Source organism: Aestuariivivens sediminis, assembly GCF_022662105.1.
Classification (GTDB): domain Bacteria; phylum Bacteroidota; class Bacteroidia; order Flavobacteriales; family Flavobacteriaceae; genus Aestuariivivens; species Aestuariivivens sediminis.
In genome coordinates this window covers 103,323-125,853 of sequence record NZ_JAKMCP010000003.1, presented here as the reverse complement: position 1 = coordinate 125,853, position 22,531 = coordinate 103,323, and the positions used below count along the sequence as shown (strand labels likewise).

Annotated in this window: 11 protein-coding genes and 1 other RNA gene; 8 read left to right on the top strand and 4 right to left on the bottom strand. The window is 39.7% G+C overall.

Annotation, left to right across the window (positions count from 1 at the left end; all coding sequences use genetic code 11):
- Nucleotides 1-135 precede the first annotated feature (135 nt).
- From MR054_RS08560 to MR054_RS08545, 4 genes are all read left to right on the top strand, one after another.
- On the top strand, nucleotides 136-1,575 hold the full coding sequence (locus MR054_RS08560; protein ID WP_242157491.1) for a T9SS type B sorting domain-containing protein: 1,440 nt from the start codon (nucleotides 136-138) through the stop codon (nucleotides 1,573-1,575).
- 4 nt (nucleotides 1,576-1,579) lie between these two features.
- Nucleotides 1,580-4,144: a PorP/SprF family type IX secretion system membrane protein gene (locus tag MR054_RS08555; protein WP_242157489.1), complete on the top strand. Its 2,565-nt coding sequence runs from the start codon at nucleotides 1,580-1,582 to the stop codon at nucleotides 4,142-4,144.
- Between the two features lie 386 nt (nucleotides 4,145-4,530).
- Nucleotides 4,531-14,235 (top strand): T9SS type B sorting domain-containing protein, encoded by a 9,705-nt coding sequence (locus MR054_RS08550; protein WP_242157487.1) that lies wholly within the window; start codon nucleotides 4,531-4,533, stop codon nucleotides 14,233-14,235.
- Nucleotides 14,236-14,261: 26 nt separating this feature from the next.
- The gene (locus MR054_RS08545) at nucleotides 14,262-15,254 is read left to right on the top strand and encodes a PorP/SprF family type IX secretion system membrane protein (RefSeq protein ID WP_242084805.1); all 993 of its coding nucleotides are present in this window, start codon (nucleotides 14,262-14,264) and stop codon (nucleotides 15,252-15,254) included.
- A gap of 82 nt (nucleotides 15,255-15,336) precedes the next feature.
- Here MR054_RS08545 and MR054_RS08540 read toward each other — a convergent pair whose 3' ends face one another.
- On the bottom strand, nucleotides 15,337-16,371 hold the full coding sequence (locus MR054_RS08540) for a glutaminyl-peptide cyclotransferase (protein WP_242157485.1): 1,035 nt from the start codon (nucleotides 16,369-16,371) through the stop codon (nucleotides 15,337-15,339).
- 87 nt (nucleotides 16,372-16,458) lie between these two features.
- On the opposite strand from MR054_RS08540, the gene ffs reads away from it, so the two are divergent.
- The 3 genes from ffs to fsa all read left to right on the top strand — a co-directional run bounded on the left by ffs (nucleotide 16,459) and on the right by fsa (nucleotide 18,210).
- An RNA gene (gene ffs / locus MR054_RS08535) (signal recognition particle sRNA small type) lies at nucleotides 16,459-16,557 on the top strand.
- Between the two features lie 87 nt (nucleotides 16,558-16,644).
- On the top strand, nucleotides 16,645-17,448 hold the full coding sequence (locus MR054_RS08530) for an SDR family oxidoreductase (RefSeq protein ID WP_242157484.1): 804 nt from the start codon (nucleotides 16,645-16,647) through the stop codon (nucleotides 17,446-17,448).
- A gap of 105 nt (nucleotides 17,449-17,553) precedes the next feature.
- Nucleotides 17,554-18,210 carry a fructose-6-phosphate aldolase gene (fsa, locus tag MR054_RS08525; RefSeq protein ID WP_242084802.1) on the top strand — a complete coding sequence of 219 codons (657 nt, stop codon included), beginning with the start codon at nucleotides 17,554-17,556 and terminating at the stop codon, nucleotides 18,208-18,210.
- A gap of 38 nt (nucleotides 18,211-18,248) precedes the next feature.
- On the opposite strand, the gene MR054_RS08520 is transcribed toward fsa, so the two are convergent.
- Nucleotides 18,249-19,670: a TlpA family protein disulfide reductase gene (locus tag MR054_RS08520; RefSeq protein ID WP_242157483.1), complete on the bottom strand. Its 1,422-nt coding sequence runs from the start codon at nucleotides 19,668-19,670 to the stop codon at nucleotides 18,249-18,251.
- 198 nt (nucleotides 19,671-19,868) lie between these two features.
- On the opposite strand from MR054_RS08520, the gene MR054_RS08515 reads away from it, so the two are divergent.
- Nucleotides 19,869-21,494 (top strand): ABC-F family ATP-binding cassette domain-containing protein, encoded by a 1,626-nt coding sequence (locus tag MR054_RS08515; RefSeq protein WP_242157482.1) that lies wholly within the window; start codon nucleotides 19,869-19,871, stop codon nucleotides 21,492-21,494.
- Nucleotides 21,495-21,525: 31 nt separating this feature from the next.
- Here MR054_RS08515 and MR054_RS08510 read toward each other — a convergent pair whose 3' ends face one another.
- The gene (locus MR054_RS08510; protein WP_242157481.1) at nucleotides 21,526-22,215 is read right to left on the bottom strand and encodes a nitroreductase family protein; all 690 of its coding nucleotides are present in this window, start codon (nucleotides 22,213-22,215) and stop codon (nucleotides 21,526-21,528) included.
- Nucleotides 22,216-22,226: 11 nt separating this feature from the next.
- The gene (locus tag MR054_RS08505) at nucleotides 22,227-22,472 is read right to left on the bottom strand and encodes a putative signal transducing protein (RefSeq protein WP_242084794.1); all 246 of its coding nucleotides are present in this window, start codon (nucleotides 22,470-22,472) and stop codon (nucleotides 22,227-22,229) included.
- Nucleotides 22,473-22,531 lie beyond the last annotated feature (59 nt).

Genomic DNA, 22,531 nt, shown 5'->3' with positions numbered 1-22,531 from the left:
GTCAATTCGCAGAAAGGGAACCTCAAAACAGGTGATAGGCGTTACCTTAAGGTTCTTCGGTTCAACTGGAATGCATCATCAATCTCTTTTTAAATGATCGTGATTTGCTTTACCTAAATCTATTAAAAATAACAAATGAAATATTATAAATCCATAATCGTAATTGTTGTTTTTACTTTATGCTTATCCTTATTTAGTCATGCTCAAATTGTAATTAGTAAGCCCAATTTAGGCTTTAGTCAGGCATGTGCAAGTGCATCATTTAATACGTATAATGTCACATTCACGTTTTCACCCGAAGGAGACGTAACGGCAGGAAATGAATTTCTTATTGAGCTATCGGATGATACGGGTGACTTTTCTAGTCCTACCGTTATTTATACGTCAACAGCCGGTAGTATAACCACTTCTCCTGCCACGGTAACCTTTTCATTTCCAACAACAGTTTCGGGTGAAGCGTATCGATTAAGGGTGAAAAGTACATCTCCTGCCGCCACAAGTACCCCCTCTGATGCCTTTCCGGCCTATTATAAAGCACAGGATGAACCATTTACCATAAACAACTTAGTGGCTACCGGTGCCTACTGCCCGGGAGGCAGCTACTTATTGACTATAGACAATCCAGGCCCCCCTTCAAACAACTCACCGTTGCAATACCCCTCATTAACCTTTAACTGGTATAAAGAAACAGGACCATCAACATCAGCGTTTATATCCATGGGAGAATCTTTGGTTGTCACAGAATCTGGAACTTATTTTGTAGAAACGAACTACGGATCCTGTACGTCTAATTCTTATTCTAACCGAGTTACGGTTAGCGAATCCGGTTCGGGTTCTACTTCAGAGATTAGTTCCAGTTTGGGAAATCCGTATTGTTCGGGAAATGGACCAACAACACTAAGTGCGATTTCGGGTGTTAGTTATAAATGGTTTAGAGATGGACTGGAAATTTCTGGTGCTACCAGTCAGATGTATCAAACCAACGAATCGGGAACCTATGCGGTGGAAGTGGATTTGGGCAATTGTACAGATACGGCATCGATAGACCTTAATGCCGAAGGCTTTACAAGCTCCATTGATGTTCCGGAAAACAATTATTTGGACGAAGGAGAAACATTGACGGTAACCGTGACTACCGATGCCATTAGCCCAACATTTAACTGGTACCGAAATGATGTTTTAATATCTGGGGCGGTAAGCAATATTTACCAAGTAAACCAAATAGGAAATTACAGGGTGGTGATATCCCAAACGACGGGTTGCAATGCTTCTACTGAATTTACATTTTCGGTGATAGATGCTTTTCCTGCAGTTAGTAATATACCAAATGTTATTAGTCCAAATGGTGATGGTGTCAATGACACATGGATCATTCCGCAACAGTATGTCAGTGGGACGGATACTCAGGTTGTTATTTACAGTGCACAGGGCAAAGTCGTCTTGCAAACAAATGATTATCAAAATAACTGGCCACAAAACCAATTAGACTTTAATTCCATAAATCCAGTCTACTATTATATCATTACAACGGCAAACAACAATACAAAAAAGGGATCAATAACGGTCATCAAATAAAACTATGATTAAACATCTTCTTTTATATATTATATTATTTGCTGGTATTCAGCAATCTATAGCACAAGAAGATGGTGTAATAGCTCTTGATTTGCCTATAAGAAATGGATTGAGGTTTAACAGATATGCCATAAATCCAACCTTTAGTTTTGTCAGGGAACAAAATAGATACATCAGTTTTACCAATAAAAGACAATGGGTACAGTTTGATGATGCCCCAAATACGTATTTGTTTAGTTATTCAGGACGATTTAGAGAAAACATGGGAGCTGGTATTGGTCTGTTTCAACAGGACTATGGTGTATTGACCAGCTTTGGAGGGGTTTTAAACTTTGCTTATAATGCCACTATAAACAGAGACAGTAACCTCACCTTTGGTATGAACCTGGGGTTTTATCAAAGTGGTTTAAATGAGGGTAAAGTGGTCACCAATTTTCCGGATCCTTCTTTGGATAATATTCCAACCCATTCTATATTATTTATTAATCCGGGAATAAACTATGGCACTGCATTTTTCGATTTTGGGCTATCGGTGAATAATCTTGTATCGTATAATTTTAATACATCTGAGATGCTCAAAGACAATCCGGAACAAAGTGTTCAGGCCCATGTGATGTATACAGGTTATATGAATACTCGCGGGTTTTTAGATCAAAGTAAGTTTTCTACATTGCTGAGATCGGAATTTAAAAAAGAGAATACGGTATTTTCCGGAATAGCCATGCTCACCGTTCCTAAAGGTATTTGGGTGCAAGCCGGTTATAATTCCCTTTATGGCGTTTCTGGCGGTATTGGACTCAATTTAACCAAGGAAATAGCCCTGGAATATAATTATGAGCAGGCCATTGGGGACCTGGCAGAATTTGGAAATTCCCATGAGATCACCATTGCTTATAAATTCAAAAAATCTTACCGTTACAATTATGCTGACGACGACGAGGAAGAAGCACTGATAATGCCCTCAAAACGATCAACTGGCATAGCGGCTCGACGTCAAACGGCAAATAACAGCAATAGGCCAAGGGTGGTAAGAAAGTCGAGAACTGTACGAGAAGGTCAAATCGACAACGACACCAATGCTATACAGACATCCATACCCGAAAACGATGAGGTCGTGGAAAAAGATAATACGGAGGAAAAACGCATAGAAGCAGAAGAAGCAACTGAACAGGCTAAACGTGCTGAACAAGCCAGGTTGAAAGCAGAGACAGAGGCCAAATTAAAAGCTGAAGAGGAAGCACAGGCTAAATTGGCTGAAGAAGCTAAGTTAAGAGCCGAAAGGGAAGCACAGGCTAAATTGGTGGAAGAAAGACGTTTAAGGGCCGAAGCAGCAGCCCGATTAAAGGCTGAACAGGAAGCACAACAAGCGAAACTTGCTGAAGAAGCCAGACTCAAAGCAGAACAAGAGGCTCAAGCCAAAATGGCTGAGGAAGCCAGACTAAAGGCCGAACAGGAAGCACTACAAGCTAAACTGGCTGAAGAAGCCAGACTCAAAGCAGAAGCAGAGGCCAAACTGAAAGCAGAACAAGAGGCTCAGGCAAAATTGGCTGAAGAAGCCAGACAAAAAGCTGAACAGGAAGCTCAGGCAAAATTGGCTGAAGAAGCCAGGCTTAAAGAAGAGGCTGAAGCGAAGACGAGAGCAGCGCGCGATGAAGAAATAGAAATGCAAGAATTGGACGGTGTCATGGTACCTGTAGCCAGAGATAGAGAGGCACTGGAAATGAAGGATATTACAGAATTAACCGAAAATGCTAAAATTGAACAACAAAATCTATTAGCGCAATTGCAGGCTAAGGTTGCTGTTAAACAACAGGACTTGGATGATTTAAAAGAAGAAAATGATTTAAGTGAGCAGGGTATATATGTTGCCCCTAAGGCCTTTAAAAGTATATCGGCCGAAAACAGGGAAATTGAAGCCTTAAAAGTTGATATCGATAATATTATTAAATCACAGGATCTTAAAATTAATGAGTTGCAAGCTTTGTATAATGAAAGACTAAAAACAATAGGCAATAAAGCAGATCAGGTCAATGCCTATTATTTAAGAAAAATTAACGAGCTTAAGTCCGAGCAACAACAAGCCTTATCCACTAAAGTCAGTTTGTTCAAGAAACTGGAAACCATTAAGGTCGCTACAGAAGTTGAAAGAAAACGTCGAATTAGGCGTGCTGCATATGATAATGAGCAGGTAAGGTATCAAAAAGACAGGGCCACCCTGAATATGATCAGAGAAATTACGCCTTTGGCCAGTGAGCCATTAAGAGCAGAAGATTTTGATTCCGGAGAGGTGTTGAGTAATATCCAAATCCTCAAGGGTGTCAACAATGCCGAAAACGGGTATTACCTGGTGGTAGCCGTTCATACCGATGTGGATAAAAGAGATGAATTCTTAAGAAAAGCCATTGCCTCTGGTCAAACCAATATTGATTTCTTCTTTGATGTAAATTCAAGTAAATACTATATTTATTATCAAAAATACAATAGTATAGATGCTGCAAATAAATCGATGGAATTAAAGGGCAGTCAACCATACAACACGAATATGTCTGTGGTTAAAATTGAAAATTAAAATGGAGTTTAATGTTCTAAAAAACAATGTATTGAACATTATTTTCTGTCCTATCAAGATCTTAATAGCTTATTAGTTCGGACATTTATAAAATAAATTGCGCAATTTGTAATGGTCTTAGATCATAAATCTTATTAATAAAGTAGTAAAAATATGACATAAATGGTATTTTTTGATGTTAAAAGTAAAAAAACATCGATAAAATGCATAATTTTTCCCTTCTTCTTAGTATAGTTCCAAAAAAATTCACGATATTTATGCCGTTTAAAAACATTAAAATTAGATAAAGTGTTATTTAGGTAATATTTTGACTACAGTTTAATGTTCAAACCATTAAAAATCTGTTTTAATTGCCCCAATTAAAACGGATTAAAAAATAGGCGACCATGAAGAAAACTACTTATGTAAAAACTATACTTGTTGTTTTATGTTTTTTATTTATTGGCTTTTCGGGTACAACACAAACCTATGAGCCGTTTAGCCTTAGAAAAAATGTTGAGGTAAAAGGGAGTATGCTTGTAGTTGGTAATGCCATACTCGGTGAAAACAATAACGATTTCAATGATCTTAGTCGGGACAATCAAGATATTTCGATGCAATATATCGACGTGGATAGTGATGCGTCTACCTTCAGTTCAAGTAGCGCTGATTTAAGTTTACATCTTCAAGAGGATGGTAGTGCAACCACATGCTATAGAGTGTCGTATGCCGGGCTTTATTGGGGAGCTATATTACAAAATGGCAGCAGGACCGATATTGATAAAGTGAAGTTTAAATTACCCGGAAGTACGAATTATATCGATATCACCGGAGAAATTATATATGATGCCATCGTTAATCCTATTCCTGCTGAAAGTGGAGAGCCGGGAAATACACCATATGCATGTTATGCCGAGGTGACCGATTTATTATCTGGATTAACAGATGTTGAGGGGACTTATACAGTGGCCAATGTTACTTCCGGTTTAGGGTTTAATAACTCAACAGGATTAGCAGCCGGGTGGACCTTAATCATGATTTACGAAGATCCTAATCTGCACACGAAATCCTTTAATATATTCGATGGTTTTAGTCACATTTACGACGGGCACCAGGAAACGGTTCCCGTAACAGGATTTGCCACACCTCCCGCTGGTAACATCGATTTACAATTTGCCTATGCCACTTTGGATGGCGATAGAACTAAACGTGCCACTAAACTGGAAATAAATGGAAAAGAGGTCACAACGCCTTTGAGGCCGGCCAACAAGTTTTTTGGGTCGGTCATTGAAAATGAAAACGGAGTGTCTCATCCAAGAGTGCCTTACAGTGCTAACACCTTGGGATATGATACGGGGTTTTTGGAAATTATTAATTCAGAACCGGAATTTATAAAAAATGGGGATACTTCAGCAGATTTTAGATTACAAGTCGCCAGGGGACAAGCCGATCCCATTTTTGCCTTTTTAGGGGCTTTTGCTGTAGATATTATAGCGCCGGATATCGTTTTGACCAAAACGGTTTCCGATACCTTTGGAAGTGATATAGATGGTGCTGACGTCTATTTGGGAGATCGGTTATTTTATGAAATTACCTATCAAAGTGTAGGTAATGACAATGTTACTGAGTTTACCATTAAGGATGTATTGCCCGATAATATTGTTTTCGACCCCAATACGGATATTGATTTGACCAATGCAGGTGGAGCTACTTTACAATCATGGGATCCCGTAACCCGCACCCTTATTTTTAGTATCCCCGATGGATCTGTTGAAGTTAATGATCCGGCTTTTGTCATTCGTCTCGCCGTTCAGGTGGTTCCGAATTGTTATGATTTAAGTCAGGCCTGTTCGAATGAAGTTAAAAATCAAGCCTTTGCAACCTATCGAGGAGTCATTAACCCAACCATCATTGAAGAAGAAGGAAGTTTTGCTACAGAAGAATGCCTAGGAGTACCGGGGTCTACAAACTTTATTGTAGATATTTCCAATTGTGATTTTCAAAGAACCGAAATACTCTGCGGTTCCAGTGTATTATTAACGGCTGCTAGTGGTTATGATAGCTATTCATGGTCCACCAGCCCCACAGGAACCCCCGTTATAGGAACGGGACAAACCTATACGGCTACCGAGGTTGGTACCTATTATGTTACCAATACAACTACTTCGACTTGTATTTCCATAGAAGAAGAAATCACCGTGGCTCTTTACGGGAATACCCAAACCAATCCCGTTATTCCTTATGCCGATTTATTACCCGTTTGTCCCAATGATGGTAAGGTGTTGCCTTATATTTTCTTGTGTGGTGCTAATGAAACAAGAACGATCAATACCGGCATTAGTGATGCCGTTTCTATGGTTTGGGAACAATTAGACGAAAATAGCTGTCCTGCCATGACGGTGGACGATTGTGCTAACGAAAATGATACCTGCACCTGGAATCAAGTGGGATCAGGACCGGATTATGTAGCTAATTCAGCCGGTGAATTTCGACTTGTTATCAATTACCCGGGAGGGTGTTTTAGCATTTTCTATTTCAATGTTTATCAAAACCTGCTTAATCCAACCATATCCGCTGAAGATATTATTTGTACCACGCCAGGCCAAGTCACCGTAGGAGGGGTACCATCAGGATACGAATATAGTTTAGACCCCAACGGTCCTTATCAGTCTTCAAATGTGTTTACCATAAACACACCGGGATATTATACCGTATATATGCAGCAAACAGCAGCAGATTCTTTTCCCTGTACGTTCCAAACCCCTAGTATTTATGTAAGACAAAGGGATGCCAATTTAACCACTGTCATTACCCAGCCAACTTGTAATGGAGATCAGGGGAGCATTCAATTACAGGTCAATGATGCCTTGCCTCAATACTATTATACCTTAACTCAAGGAGCTACCCTTATCAGCAGTGTTGGACCTATAAGTGCGAGTGATTATACATTTTCAAATTTAAATTCAGGTACTTATACCTACAATGTATCAACAGATGACGGATGTTTATTTACTGGGGATATAGATATCATTGCTCCACCTGCAATAACGGTTACTGCAGCGTTGACCCAGCCATTAACCTGTACCGATGGTGAAATCACTATTTATCCCTTAGGAGGCACCCCTCCTTATAACTATTTCATTAATAGCACAACTACCTCTCAGGATTATCCTGAATATGTGGTTACTGCAGCTGGAACATATGATATAACGGTTTTAGACTTTAATGGATGTGAGGCGTCTACAACCATAACGGTTGATGGTATTTTACCACCAGAATTTAGTATTTCCCAAACTAATATTTTATGTGCCGATGACCCTAACAGTGGATCAATAGTTATAAATGTTACCAATGCCAATGGAAATAGTTTAATGTATAGTATCGATAACGGCGCTACTTTTACCAGCTCCAATGTATTTGCTGGGCTATCGGCTGGTAATTATGACGTGGTTGTGCAATATACTTATGACGCTGATGTTTGTGCTTCAATAGCCCAGGCTATCACCATTACTGCTCAAGCACCAATAACAGGAACAGCAACATTGACCACGCCATTAACCTGTACCACCAATGGCAGTATTACGGTTTCCGGTGTCACAGGTGGAACCCCACCTTATGAATATAGTATTGATGGTGTGAACTTTCAATCCGGGAATACCTTTTCAGGATTGACCAATGGAACCTATACAGTCACTATTCGGGATGCCAGCGGTTGTAGTGCTGCTTTGGCGCCTATAACGATAGATGCTTTAGATCCGCCTACGGACATGGATTTCAGTAGTACACCTTTAACATGCCCGACCAATACCTCCGATGTTACCATAACTGCAACAACAGGAGGTACCAGTCCTTTGGAATATCGCATCATTGCACCATCAGGTGCAGTAACAACATATCAATCCTCCACTATATTTACGGGATTGGTTCCCGGTACTTACACCTTCGAAGTAAGGGATTCCAATGATTGTATTTATAGTGAATCGTATGCTATAGATCCATTACCAAACCTTGCGGTGGTGGGTGTAACTTTGAATAATGTTACGTGTTTTGGCGCTTCAGATGGTACTGTAGAATTTACAGTGTCTGGAACGTCTAATTTCACATACACTATTAACGGGGGCGCATCCAATGTTGGTACCTCGCCAATCAATTTAACAGGATTGGCAGCCGGTAGTTATACCATAATAATTACAGATACAACAACTAACTGTACCGCAACCGATACCGTAACTATAAGCGGACCACCTTCTGCGTTAACCGTCAATGCAACAGAAATACCAATAACCTGTAATTACGACGGTAGCGTGACCATTTCTGCAACCGGTGGCTGGGGAGGTTATAGCTATGAATTGGAACAGCCCAATAGTACCATTTTAGGCCCACAGGGAAGCAACAGTATTGGAGGTCTATCTCAATCTGGGACCTACACGATTTCGGTTACGGATGCTAATGGATGTGTTGTTACAACAACATTTGTGTTAACCACACCAACTAATCCGACCGCGACCATAATTAATGCCGATTATTGTTATGATACTACAAATGGGGCATCCTTAGAGGTCGATGCCTCAGGAGGTAATCCACCCTATGAATACAGTATCAATGGAAGTGTATTCCAATCCAATAATGTATTCACGAATTTAATTCCGGGAACCTATGATATTACGGTTAGAGATGCTTTTGGATGTCTGTTCAGCTTACCTACCGCTGCGATTGCCGATCAATTAATGGCATCGGCTAATGTCATAAAAGGACTGGATTGTACTGTAAATCCGGATGCGGAAATTAATATTACCGTTACCGGTGGAACTGCACCCTTTGCTTATGAGGTTTCAGTAAATGGCGGTGCCTTCACAGCCACCGGGAATCCACCTTATACCTATAACAGTGCAGAGACAGGAGATTACCAATACCGAATTACAGACGCTGCAGGCTGTACAGCCTTAACAAACATAATCACTATTCAACCCATTACCAATCCTTCCGCAACGGCCTTGGCAACGGATGTGTTTTGTACTGGTGATACCAGTGGTGTCGTTACCATTGACATTGATGAAACATTGGGTACACCGCCTTATGTGATCAACTTTAACGGTTCAGGGTTTACACCTCAAACGGTCTATAATGATTTATCCGCTGGAACCTATAATTATATTGTTCAGGATGGCAACAGTTGTGTATTTAATGGTTCGGTTACCATTAATGAACCAGATACCATTACACTGGGTTCTGAAATTGTCACCCCCATTACTTGTGGATTGGTTGGCAATGTGCTTGGCGCAATCCAGATCCTTAATGTAACTGGAGGGACCCCTAATTATACCTATACGCTTTTAAACAGCTCAGGGGCCATAGCCACAACATCCTCAACGAATCCTTTAGGACCAACCTCTAATGATAATGTTAGTTTTAATGATCTCAATTTTGGTAATTATTATTTAAGAATAGTAGATGCCAATGGTTGTGAATATAATTTTGGACCATATTTGGTAGCGTCAGATGTCGATAACCTTGATATTGTCGCTAATGGAGGAGGAACCTGTATAGCAGGGGTAGAGTATAACATTAACATCGTTAATGGAACAGGACCATTCAGAGTTCGTATTTATGATGGCACGACCACTTTCACACCAGCAGATGGTGTTGCACCTAACGGGTTGCCAACTTCAGACATTTCACCAAATGAAAGAAATCATCAATTTACAGGTTTATTGTTTGATGTGAGCTATGTTTTTGAAGTTTTGGATACCAGTACTAACTGTACCTATATAGAACAGGTACCTGCTGTACCAAGCCCATCGTCTATAGCAGTAACAGGAGCACCTACAGATGTGACATGCTACGAATTGCCCGCCTTGGATAATGGTAGCTTCGATTTTACTGTTTCTGGATATGACGGTACTGAATTATCCTGGGAGGTTTTCGAAAACCTATCTAATGCATCAACAGGTATAACAGGTAATGCTTTAGGACTAACAGGTTCTGATTATAGCGATACGGTTTCAAGTTTAGCACCGGGAGACTATTATTTATTGGTTACCGAAACCGATCTTACATCAACACAATGTACAGCGATTATCAATTTTAGAATTACAGAACCCACGGAGTTGGTAATAGCAGAAGTCGTTAATACTAATGCCAATTGTAACCAAAGTGCTCAAGTTGCTGTGAATGCCAGTGGTGGAACACCACCATACGAATATGCCTTTGTAGTAGATGGTGCACTCCCTGGTGCTGGAGATTGGACCTCTAGTAATCTTGCATTTCTAGATGCCGGTGTAAGCTTAGATTGGGATGTTTACGTACGCGATTCAAACGGTTGTAACATTTTGGTCCCACTGGATGTGGTTATCAATTCAGATCCTGTACCTTCTGTTACACTGCCTACATTAGCAGACGACCAATGTACCTCTGATGGTAGTTCCTATACATTTACAGCCACACCTGGAGGTGGTGAAATAACACCTGTAACCTATAGTATTGATGGTGTGAATTTCCAATCAAGTCCAATTTTTACGGTGACTTCATCGGGAACATATACCGTAACGATAAGAGATGGGAATGGTTGTACAGCGACCGATACCATAACAATTTATCCTCCTATACAAATACTTGCACAGGTCACTGCATTACCTTCGTGTACCAATAATGATGGCATTATAACAGTAACAGGGTATGGTGGATCAGGAAATTATACTTATGAAATAACATCTGGTCCTGTATTGGTTGGACCCCAGGCTTCTACTGTTTTTAATGGTCTGCCAGATGGTACCTATACCTTAACTATAGCAGATACAACCACCTTATGTACCAGCACCACATCAATAACTTTAGAGGCTGCTACGCCTGTCACATTTACCCCTGTGGCAACAAATGTTAGCTGTAATGGTGGGAATGACGGAACCATTTTGGTCAACTTATTGGCCGGGAATGATAATCCACCATATACGTACGAAATCACTGCCGGTCCGGTCTTGGCAGGACCACAAGGATCGACGCTATTTACCGGATTACCCGCCGGAACCTATGATATCACGGTTACCTCCGGAAGAAATTGTAGCACAACCGAATCAGTGACTATAGGAGAACCCTTGTTATTGGAGGTTTCCGGAACGGCAACCGATTTTTCCTGTGCCCCTGATAATTCCGTAAATACCTCAACACTCACTATCACAGAAAGTGGAGGAACAGCACCGTATACCTATAGTATAGATGGTACTAATTATTTTACTACAAATACCTTCGACATTATGGACACGGGCAGCGTCCAGACCATTGATATTTATGCAAAGGACGCCTATGGATGTATCGCATTTGGTTCGGTAAATATCAATCCATTACCAGCATTGACCTTAGCTACAGCAGCCATAGCCAGTCCGATTGATTGTAACGGCACAGGTACTGTTACCATTACAGTTACAGGTGGTTCCGGTAATTTTAGTTATGAAATGCTTCCAGATGGAACACCACAGGCTTCAAATACTTTTGCTGTTACCGATCCTGGAACCTATTATTTCAGGGTTTATGACCTGGATACGGGTTGTAGTATAGACACTTCGGCCTTGACCGTTGCACCATTCGACACCATTGAAGCTACCGCGGTAGCAACAACCGATGTAACCTGTTTTGGTGATAATAACGGCGCTTTAGAATTTAGTGTAAATGGTTATTCAGGGGCTTACAACTATGAAGTATTTAACAGCTCAGGAACCTCTGTAAGCGGAATAATAGCTGCCAATACGTCCTCAGATCCGCAAATTATTACCGGAATGACTGCTGGTAATTATTACGTTGAGGTTATTGAAACGGCCAGTCCATTCTGTTCTGCAACATCAAATATGGTGACTATAGCATCACCTACAGCACCATTAACCTTATCGGCAACGGAAACTTCGAATGTGACCTGTACTGATAATCAAGGTACTATAACGGCTGTGGCCAGTGGTGGTTGGGGTAATTATCAATACGAATTAACCGGTACAGTTACCGTGCCATATTCGGCAAATGGGACCTTTACCAACCTCTCAGCAGGCGCATACACGGTTAATGTTATGGATGCAGGAGGGTGTATCGTATCGGAAAATGTAACGCTTAACCTGCCTACACCGATCGATGCGACCATAACGGCCACACCAACGCTATTAAATTGTTATGGTGATACTAATGCAACCATAACCATAACCAATGTTACCGGGGGCCAGGGAAGTAATTACAGTTACACTTTAAATAGAATCGCACCGACGGTGAGTTCATCCGGACCACAAGCAGCACCAGTATTTTCAGGTCTGGGTGCGGGAACCTATAATGTCACCATTACCGATGGCTATAATTGTTCGTTCACCACACCGGATGTCATAATTGATGAGCCCACACCAATAACGGCTTCATTGGTAACGGCATCTACACAGACCTGCATAAACGATGCTACGCTTACTTTGAGTGCAACGGGAGGCACAGGACCTTATGAATACAGTGATACCAATACGTTTGCAACGGTTTTAGGAACTTTTGCGACCGCAACTACCTTTGCGGTTACAGCAGGAAATCATGCATATTATGTAAGGGATGCCAATGGCTGTTTGGCTACCGTTTCCAATGAAATAACCATAGAACCCTTGGAGCCACTGATTGTTAATTTGGATACGACCAATGCAACCGTCAATTGTGCTGGAGATTCTACTGGTGTTATTGTTGCTGAGGCCCAAGGTGGTTTAGGAAATTATATTTATACCTTACAGGATGGTGCCGGAAATGATATTCCTGGAGCCACACAAAATAGTCCTGGTGTGTTCACAGACTTGCCCATAGGGACCTACCAGGTGTATGTGGAAAGTGTTGATTGTGAGGTGATCTCAGCTACTGTGATCATCACAGAACCATCAGAACCACTGGTGGCACAATATACGGTTACCGATATTACCTGTAATGGCGAAAACGATGGTATTATTGAGGTTATAGCCTCTGGCGGTACCGGTATCATTAAGTATGCCATAACCCCGAGGTTGGACCAATTTTTTGATGAGCCTCTATTTGATGAACTTACGCCGGGATTATACGACATTATTGTTCAGGATGAGCTAGGGTGTTATATCCTTCTCGAAGATATTGAAATTATTGAGGCAGCACCGGTAATATTAAGTATTGTGCCCAATTCCATACTTCCCGAGGTTTGTGAAGGGGATATGAATGGGGAGTTCAGCATAGATATTTCCGGAGGTAGTTTACCTTATAGTGTCGCTTTGGATGATATTAATGGAACCTATAGCACAGGCGGACCTACACAAACCCAGTTTGATTTTACGGGGTTGGTTGGTGGCGATCATATTGTTTACGTGCGAGATGCCCAAGGCTGTGAATCGGAATGGAACATCACCTTCCCAGAATCGGTTCGCATCAATCCATCGTTGACCATCGAATTTGGTTGTTCCAATAATTTATCGACCAATACGGTTACGGTTACCATTGACGATAGTATAACCAATCCAACGGACATCGACTATTCCTTAAACGGCGGACCTTATCAGGTAAGTAATGTATTTACGGATGTACCGCCTGGAATAGGACATTATATCGATGTCAGGCATACCAACGGATGTATTCAACAAACGGAATTATTTGATATTCCAAGTTATGAACCCTTAGAGGTGGTCCTTACAGAAGGGACCAAGCTAAACGAGATTGTGGCTATTGTATCCGGTGGTACCGGCGATTATGAGTTTGAATTTAACGGGGAATCTACCGGTAGTACCAATACCTTCCACATATATGAAACAGGTAATTATACGGTGGTTGTAACCGATAGTAATGGATGTACTGCTACGGCATCAGGGTATTTTGAATATGTTGATGTTTGTATACCAAACTACTTCACACCAGATGGTGATGGTAATGAAGATCAGTGGGGTCCTGGCTGTACGGAAGGCTATCAGGACCTAACAGTGGACATTTATGATCGATATGGTCGGGTTGTAGCGCGATTACGTGTTGGTCAAAAATGGGATGGTAAATATAATGGACATGAACTGCCAACAGGAGATTATTGGTATGTGGTAAAATTAAATGATACAAATGACGATCGTGATTTTGTTGGACATTTCACGCTATACCGATAACCATGTTAACCCTCAAACATTTTATTATGAAACTTAAAAACCTACTTATAGCTTTCTTCCTTTTTGCCATAACATTCGGTTATGGTCAAGAGTTGAACTTGCCCGTTTATACCCAATATTTGGCAGACAACGATTTTGTCGTGTCACCTACCTTTGCCGGGATTGGAGATTACTTAAAGATTAGAGCCAACGGGCTGACACAATGGGTAGGTATAAAGGATGCACCGGATAACCAATCCGTTTATGCAGATATTAGAATTGGCGATCGTTCGGGTCTTGGGGCATCATTCTATAACGACCGAAATGGAAATACCATACAAACTGGTGCGAAATTTTCATTCGCCCATCATTTGATATTGGATGTTACTTCAGAGCAATACTTGTCGTTGGGATTATCTTTAAACGTCAATAATTTTAGGATAGACATCAATAATTTTGTTAATTATAATGAATCCACAGGAGCTCCAATACCTGTAACAGGTATTGAAGATGACCGAAGGACCTCAAACATTAACTTTGATGTTGGTGCCTTATACCGCTTTAAAGACTTCTTTTTTAGTTTAAATGTGAATAATATTCTCGATAAAAATATTGATGCCCTCATTCGTCAGGAGGAACCCAATTTATTGTTAAACTATCAAATATATACAGGTTATGTATTTGGTAAGCCGGTGCGCAATGGCCTTCAATTTGAACCATCCCTATTTTATCAAATGTTTACCAGTGATAAGCGCTCCAGTACAGACCTTAATTTTAAGGTCAAAAAGTTTGGTAGAAATGATAATTATGTGTTTGGAGGGATATCCTACCGTTTTTTAAACGACCAATTCCTCAAGCCACTCAATATCGGTCCTATGATGGGCATAAACCAGAATAAATTTTATTTTGCCTATGCCTATCAGGTGACTACAAATGGACTTTCAGCCTATAACTCCGGAACCCATGTAGTGACCATTGGATTGAATTTCTTGAGAGGCATTAGTAACTGTCCGTGTACCAAGACCAGGGTAAGGTATTAGATTTTGGGTATGGATTATTAAATAATCAAGGTATCAGCACTTTAGTGTTTAATCCTGCTTAGGACCTTATTAGATCCATAACTTATTGTTCTACAATCTCTACCTCAAACAATTTATCCCAACGTTTACCTGTAACAAAAATGGAATTGGTTTCCGGATTATAGGCAATGCCATTAAGCACATCTAATCCTTGATGTTGCGTTACTTTTTGTTTTAAAGGTGAAAAATCAATTACTGCAATAACAGCACCGTTATCGGGGTTTATAATAGCCACACCATCTTTTTGATAGCGATTGGCATAGATCTTCCCATGAATCCACTCCATTTCATTGATGCCCACTATTTTTCCTTTGTTGGTGTATACCTGAATAAAACTTTGTTCTACAAGGGTGTCGGGATCTAAAAGCCAAATGTGTTCCGTACCGTCACTTTTGTAAATGGTAGTATCATTATTACATAGTCCCCAACCTTCTTTGCTATTGCCGTATTTAAAACTACTCAGTTTATCAAAGGTATTCACATCGTAGACAAAGCCCGTACCTTCCCGCCAGGTAAGTTGATATATTTTATTGTGTAAAATAGTTAAGCCTTCACCAAAATAGTCATCGGCAAGATCAATGCTTTTAATGACCTCACCGGTTTTGTAATCGATTTTGCGCAGTTTGGACTCTTTGTACTGTCCAGTGCTTTCGTATAAATTACCATTAAAGAACTCAATGCCTTGAGTGTAGGAGGTGATATCATGTGGATAGGCGTTAATAATTTTATAGGTATAAATTTTTGGAGGAGTATCATTTAAAATAGTTATTGGAGTTGTGGCGATTTGTTTTTCATTATTAAAATATACCGTCGCCTCAATGATGTGTTTTCCTAATTTAAATTCAGAGAGTACCGTATGTTCTTGAATGTGTTTCCCATCCAATTGATAAATAACAGAGTCTATGATATGGTTTTTTGTGTTTTTCAGTTCGATGTCTAAGGTTTCATGTAAAGTCATATTGCCTTTTTCAGCATTGGTCAAAATGCTGAAATCACTCTTCTTTTTTTTGGCATTAGAGCCACAGGACAAGAGTAACAAACCTAAAAATAGGATAGCAAAAAAGTTAAAGATCCTCATGGTCGTTCAAATTTTTTGCCAAGATATTTATTTAAAATCGGTTTAAAAAATCATTGTGATAATTTTAAAAGGTTGTATCTTTGCAACAGGCAAGTCCTACACAACCAGCTCCTGTAGAATCCTCCAGGGCGGGAACGCAGCAAAGGTATACGGTTGTAGCGGTGTGATGTAGGTAGCTTGCCTTTTTTTCTGTCTATTCCAATCTTTTTTTGTTTTACACTTGATTAATCAGATTCATTGTTACATTTACATATTATTTCCTTAATTTAATTTATGTCCAAAATTGTACTCATTACGGGCGGATCATCTGGAATTGGAAAATCCATAGGGGAGTTTTTAACTCAAAAGGGATTTGTGGTTTACGGCACCAGTAGACACCCAAAGGAGTATCCGGACAGTAAATTTCCATTATTAAAGCTCGACCTCAAGGATGTAAGTACGATTAAGGCCTCCATAGAGACCGTTATCAAGACAGAGGGAAGGCTGGATGTCTTGGTAAACAATGCAGGTGCAGGAATTACGGGTCCCATAGAAGAAATACCTTTAACCGAAATAAAGGCTAATTTTGAGACCAACTTTTTTGGTCCAATACACGTGATCAAGGCCGTATTGCCATACATGCGTTCTCAAAAATCAGGCTTAATTATTAACATAACCTCCATAGCAGGGTATATGGGATTACCCTACCGAGGTGTCTACAGCGCCAGTAAGGGGGCTTTGGAACTTCTCACTGAAGCCTTTAGAATGGAATTGAAACCCTTTAAAATACACATGACTAATGTAGCTCCCGGTGACTTTGCTACCAACATCGCTTCCGGGCGTTACCATGCGCCCTTAAAAGAAGGGTCGCCGTACAAATCATCATATAGTAAAACCTTAGACTTGATGAATACCCATGTCGATTCGGGAAGTGACCCTAAATTAATGGCCAGGGCTGTTTTTAAAATTATTAAGACCAAATCGCCAAAAGTACATTATAAAGTCGGCGGGTTCATGCAAATCTTTTCGATCGTTTTAAAACGTTTGTTGCCGGATAAAGTGTATGAGAAGTTATTGATGGCCCATTATAAGCTGTGAGTAACTTAAACCTTTAAGTGATTCGTTTGATTTCTTTTATCTTATAGCATCTTATTGTTGTAAATTTACCAACAATTAAATGAAACATAAATCAATTATTAAGTAATGAAGTTTTTTATAGACACAGCAAATCTAGATCAAATACAAGAGGCCCAGGACATGGGTGTTTTAGATGGGGTTACCACGAATCCCTCCTTAATGGCCAAAGAGGGTATTACAGGACATGATAATATTATGAAGCATTATGTTCATATTTGTAATATTGTTGATGGCGATGTCAGTGCTGAAGTCATATCTACCGATTTTGAGGGTATGATAAGAGAAGGGGAGGCATTAGCCGAATTGCACGATCAAATTGTCATTAAACTGCCCATGATTAAAGATGGTGTCAAAGCCTGTAAATACTTTTCTGAAAAGGGAATTAAAACGAATGTGACTTTGGTATTCTCCCCGGGTCAGGCCTTATTGGCGGCAAAGGCGGGCGCCACGTATGTATCGCCGTTTATTGGGCGACTGGACGATATTTCTACCGATGGGTTGAACCTCATCGCAGAAATACGACAAATTTATGATAACTATGGTTTTGAAACCGAAATTCTGGCAGCTTCAGTACGTCATACCATGCATGTCATCGATTGTGCTAAATTAGGCGCCGATGTCATGACCGGACCACTAAGCGCTATCGAAGGGTTGCTCAAACATCCGCTGACGGATATTGGCCTGGCTAAGTTTTTGGCCGATTATAAAAAAGGAAACAAGTAAATTCGTGTAGTTTATTCAGTGGCTCATAATAGCCTGTATTATCTGTTTATAGCGCCTAATAATTCTTCTTCAAATAAACGATCGAAGATGTTGGAATTGCTGTTTACAATTCTTTTGTTTTTATCTAAAATAATTGTTTTTGTCATAGGATAAATAGCAAGTAACTCCCTGGCCGATTTAGGATTTTTCAAGACGTATTCATTTTCATATGATATGTGATTACGCTTTAAGGTTGTTTTGGTTGTATGTAAATCATAATCATCAATATTGATACATACAAAGGTAACCTCGGGATATTTGGACTCCAGTTCTTTTATCTTGAGATGACTTTCTTTGAAATGATTATATGCCGTATGCGACCAAAAGCAAATGACTGTGGGGCTGTGAATCATGGCGTTTATGCTGTACTCCTTGTTTTCGTAATTCTTAACCATGACGTCGGGTAGTGTACCTCCCTTTTTCAAATTGTTCATTGCCGATGCATAATTCTCCACCATTTTATTGTTTTTTATGTCATTACTTTTAGATAAATAGGACGCAATTACAGTTTCATAATTCTTGTCATCTTTATTTTTGGTTAAAAAGTTAATGGTGTAATGAAAGAGCATATTGTTTTTTAAAATCGGATCATCAATCAGGCTATCAATAAATTTCAACTTATCCAAGGTATAACACACTGAATTTCTCTTAAAGAGTTTATTTTCAGAATGGTCCATGTGGGCTTTTAAGGCTAAATTGCTCACATTCGACCTTAAAAAGGACTGATAGGTAAAATGATCTTTTAAAAATGAATCATTATAGTTAATCGACTTTCTGAACGCATAAAAATCTTCAGGAAGGGAATTTAAAATATCATTTTTATTACTGCCATAATGAACAAACGGATAAATTTCTTTTTTAAAGTAATAATTATAGTCAATATTGGCTTTCGCGATAGTATAGAACAGATCGGATGTGGTGTTCTTTTCTTTAAAAATGGATAGGTCCTGGTATTTTTTATGCCTTACTTCGTTAATTTTATCTTCATAGCTCTTTGGATCCAGCTGGCAATGTTTGAACACCTTTTTTTCTTCAATTTCATTTTGAAGAAACTCATTCACAAAATAATTATTTTTTTTAGCTCCTAATCCCGTAAACACCAGCGATTCATCGAAATCTAAGGTATTGAGCCTAAACATGATACTGTCCTTAGGTTCCAATAGAACCAATTGAAACTCATCCCCATGCCGGAAGGTATAAAACCCTGTTTCTAAGCTATCTATCCGATATGAAAACCGATTATATCCGTCCAATAAAAGCGTGTCCAAAACATGTTCACGTTTGGAAATGACAACAAAATTGTTTTTTGGGTTAATCACCTGACCACCAAAATAGGCATAATTATTTCCTTCTTCATGGGAGGTATTGTTACATCCAAGAAGTGTAATAAAGAGGGATAAAAGTCCAATTTTAAGTTTCATAAATCCATTCCGTTTTCAAGTATCAAACCTGAAATCGTAGAACAAAAATAAATCTTGTTATCAAAAGGTGCTGTTAATAGCCTGTTAAATCTTGTTATTCTTGCAATTACCGGTGCATGCAGATTAAAAATATCATTCATTACGTTTCGCCTAACTGATGGAATTTTCTACTTTTGCAAAAATTTTTTAATACGCACTATGTTATCAGTTTCAAATCTTTCTGTACAATTTGGGAAAAGAATTCTTTTTGACGAGGTCAATACAACCTTTCATAGCGGTAATTGTTATGGCATTATTGGAGCTAACGGTTCAGGGAAGTCTACCTTTTTAAAAATATTATCTGGAAAAATGGAGCCTACCTCGGGGCAGGTATCGTTGGAATCAGGTAAGCGCATGTCTGTACTTGAACAAAACCATAATCTGTATGATGAACACCCTGTTTTAGAGACGGTTTTGATGGGCAATGCACCCTTATTTAAGATTAAGACCGAAATCGATGCATTATATGCGAATTATACAGATGAAAATGCGGATAAAATAGGAGAGCTACAGGTTCAATTTGAAGAAATGAATGGGTGGAATGCCGATAGTGATGCTGCGGCTTTACTGTCGAATCTAGGGATAAAAGAAGAATTGCACTTCAGTGCCATGGCCGATCTTGACGGTAAACAAAAAGTCCGCGTCTTACTGGCACAAGCCTTGTTTGGAAATCCGGATGTATTGATTATGGATGAGCCAACCAATGATCTGGACTATGAAACGATTTCATGGCTTGAAAACTTTCTGGCCAATTATGATAATTGTGTTATTGTCGTATCTCATGACCGTCATTTTCTTGATGCGGTCTGCACGCATGTATCAGATATCGATTTTGGAAAAATCAATCATTATTCCGGCAATTATACGTTTTGGTATGAGTCTTCTCAGCTCGCTGCTAAACAACGTGCACAACAAAATAAAAAGGCAGAGGAGAAGAAAAAAGAATTGGAAGAATTCATCAGACGATTTTCAGCCAACGTCGCTAAAAGTAAGCAGGCTACGAGTAGAAAAAAGATGATAGACAAATTAAATATTGCAGATATAAGACCCTCCAGCCGTCGTTATCCGGCTATTATTTTTGAACGTGAACGTGAAGCAGGAGATCAAATTCTAAATATTGAAGGCCTATCGGCCTCCATTGATGGTGAGGTATTGTTCAATTCTATTGATTTAAACTTGGCCAAAGGGGATAAGGTGGTTGTGTTTTCAAGGGATTCCAGAGCCACAACGGCTTTTTATCAAATATTAAATAACAAGGAAAAGGCCGATTCCGGTCAATTTTCCTGGGGCATCACCACAACGCAATCCTATTTGCCTTTGGATAACAGCATGTTTTTTAATAACAACCTGACTTTGGTTGATTGGTTACGTCAGTGGGCGAAAACAGAGGAAGAGCGTGAAGAGGTCTATATACGTGGATTTTTGGGAAAGATGATTTTTAGCGGGGAAGAGGCCTTAAAAAAATCCAATGTCCTCTCAGGAGGCGAAAAAGTCCGGTGTATGCTTAGTCGGATGATGATGTTAAGGGCCAATGTTTTAATGTTGGACGAACCCACAAATCACCTCGATCTGGAAAGTATAACTGCCTTTAACAACTCGCTTAAAAATTTTAAGGGAACTATCTTGTTCACAACGCATGATCATGAGTTTGCCCAAACTGTAGCTAATAGGGTGGTTGAATTAACCCCCCATGGCGTCATAGATCGTTACATGACATTCGATGAATACATGCAGGATAAAAGGATTAAGGAATTACGTGAAAAGATGTATTCAGTTACCGCTTAGAATTGTAACTGATGTTCCTCTATACTTATCATTACGTGTAAAATGCAGCTATGGCCTCTAAAGGCTTTCTTTGAATATCAGGCACATAAACCGGATCTTTAGGATACCCTACAGGTAAGAGCAGAAAAGGACGTTCGTTATTTGGGCGATCCAGTAATTCGCTTAAAAAGTGCATTGGACTGGGCGTGTGGGTAAGGGTTACCAATCCCGCCTTGTGTATGGCAGTGATCAGCATACCACAAGCAATCCCTATGGACTCATTAACATAGTAATTATTGTGTTTTGAACCCGCTTCATCATAACCATAAACATGTTTAAAAGCTATGATAAGCCACGGTGCGTCCTCGAGAAAAGGCTTATTGCTATCTGTACCAAGTGGTTCCAAATCCTTAAGCCATCGTTCACTCATTCTATTCGAATAACTTTCTCTTTCCTCCTTTTCGGCGGCTTTTCTAATTTTGGATTTCAACTCGGCATTTGAAACTGCACAGAAGGTCCAGGGTTGTTTATGGGCACCGGATGGTGCCGTTGACGCCGTTTGGATGATGGTTTCAATAAGGTTTTGTGAAACAGGCGTTCTGGCGTACTCTCGTACCGACCGTCTGGTGTCCATAATATGATAAAAGTCGAGACTCTTTTGTACAGACGTTTCGGGCGTACAGGTTACCGGTTTGTATTTGATATGCTTGAAACCGTTAATTACAATGCTGTCCTTGATCATGAAAGTTCGTGTTAAGGTTGCTCTTCCAGGTCAGCCTCAAAGGTTTCTAAAACAGACAAGGCTTTATCAAGTTCATCCTTATTAACCAATACCTCTTGAAATCCTGGAACAATACCCCCTCCAAAACCTGCCAAACGAGCGGATTCCGTTTCATCCTTAACTATGGCGTTAATTCCATGTTCTTCGAGTTCCTGTACGAGGTGTTGTACAATTACCAAACTACCGGTATAAATTTTGACATATTCTGAATCTGTCATGGCTTACATATTTTTATCTGTAATAAATATACGTAATAAATAAAACATCATAAATTTTA

Bases quoted from the DNA above. Each gene is read 5' to 3' on its own strand.
- MR054_RS08560 (WP_242157491.1), top strand. From the start codon at position 136: ATGAAATATTATAAATCCATAATCGTAATTGTTGTTTTTACTTTATGC.
- MR054_RS08555 (WP_242157489.1), top strand. From the start codon at position 1,580: ATGATTAAACATCTTCTTTTATATATTATATTATTTGCTGGTATTCAG.
- MR054_RS08550 (WP_242157487.1), top strand. From the start codon at position 4,531: ATGAAGAAAACTACTTATGTAAAAACTATACTTGTTGTTTTATGTTTT.
- MR054_RS08545 (WP_242084805.1), top strand. From the start codon at position 14,262: ATGAAACTTAAAAACCTACTTATAGCTTTCTTCCTTTTTGCCATAACA.
- MR054_RS08540 (WP_242157485.1), bottom strand. From the start codon at position 16,371: ATGAGGATCTTTAACTTTTTTGCTATCCTATTTTTAGGTTTGTTACTC.
- MR054_RS08530 (WP_242157484.1), top strand. From the start codon at position 16,645: ATGTCCAAAATTGTACTCATTACGGGCGGATCATCTGGAATTGGAAAA.
- fsa (WP_242084802.1), top strand. From the start codon at position 17,554: ATGAAGTTTTTTATAGACACAGCAAATCTAGATCAAATACAAGAGGCC.
- MR054_RS08520 (WP_242157483.1), bottom strand. From the start codon at position 19,670: ATGAAACTTAAAATTGGACTTTTATCCCTCTTTATTACACTTCTTGGA.
- MR054_RS08515 (WP_242157482.1), top strand. From the start codon at position 19,869: ATGTTATCAGTTTCAAATCTTTCTGTACAATTTGGGAAAAGAATTCTT.
- MR054_RS08510 (WP_242157481.1), bottom strand. From the start codon at position 22,215: ATGATCAAGGACAGCATTGTAATTAACGGTTTCAAGCATATCAAATAC.
- MR054_RS08505 (WP_242084794.1), bottom strand. From the start codon at position 22,472: ATGACAGATTCAGAATATGTCAAAATTTATACCGGTAGTTTGGTAATT.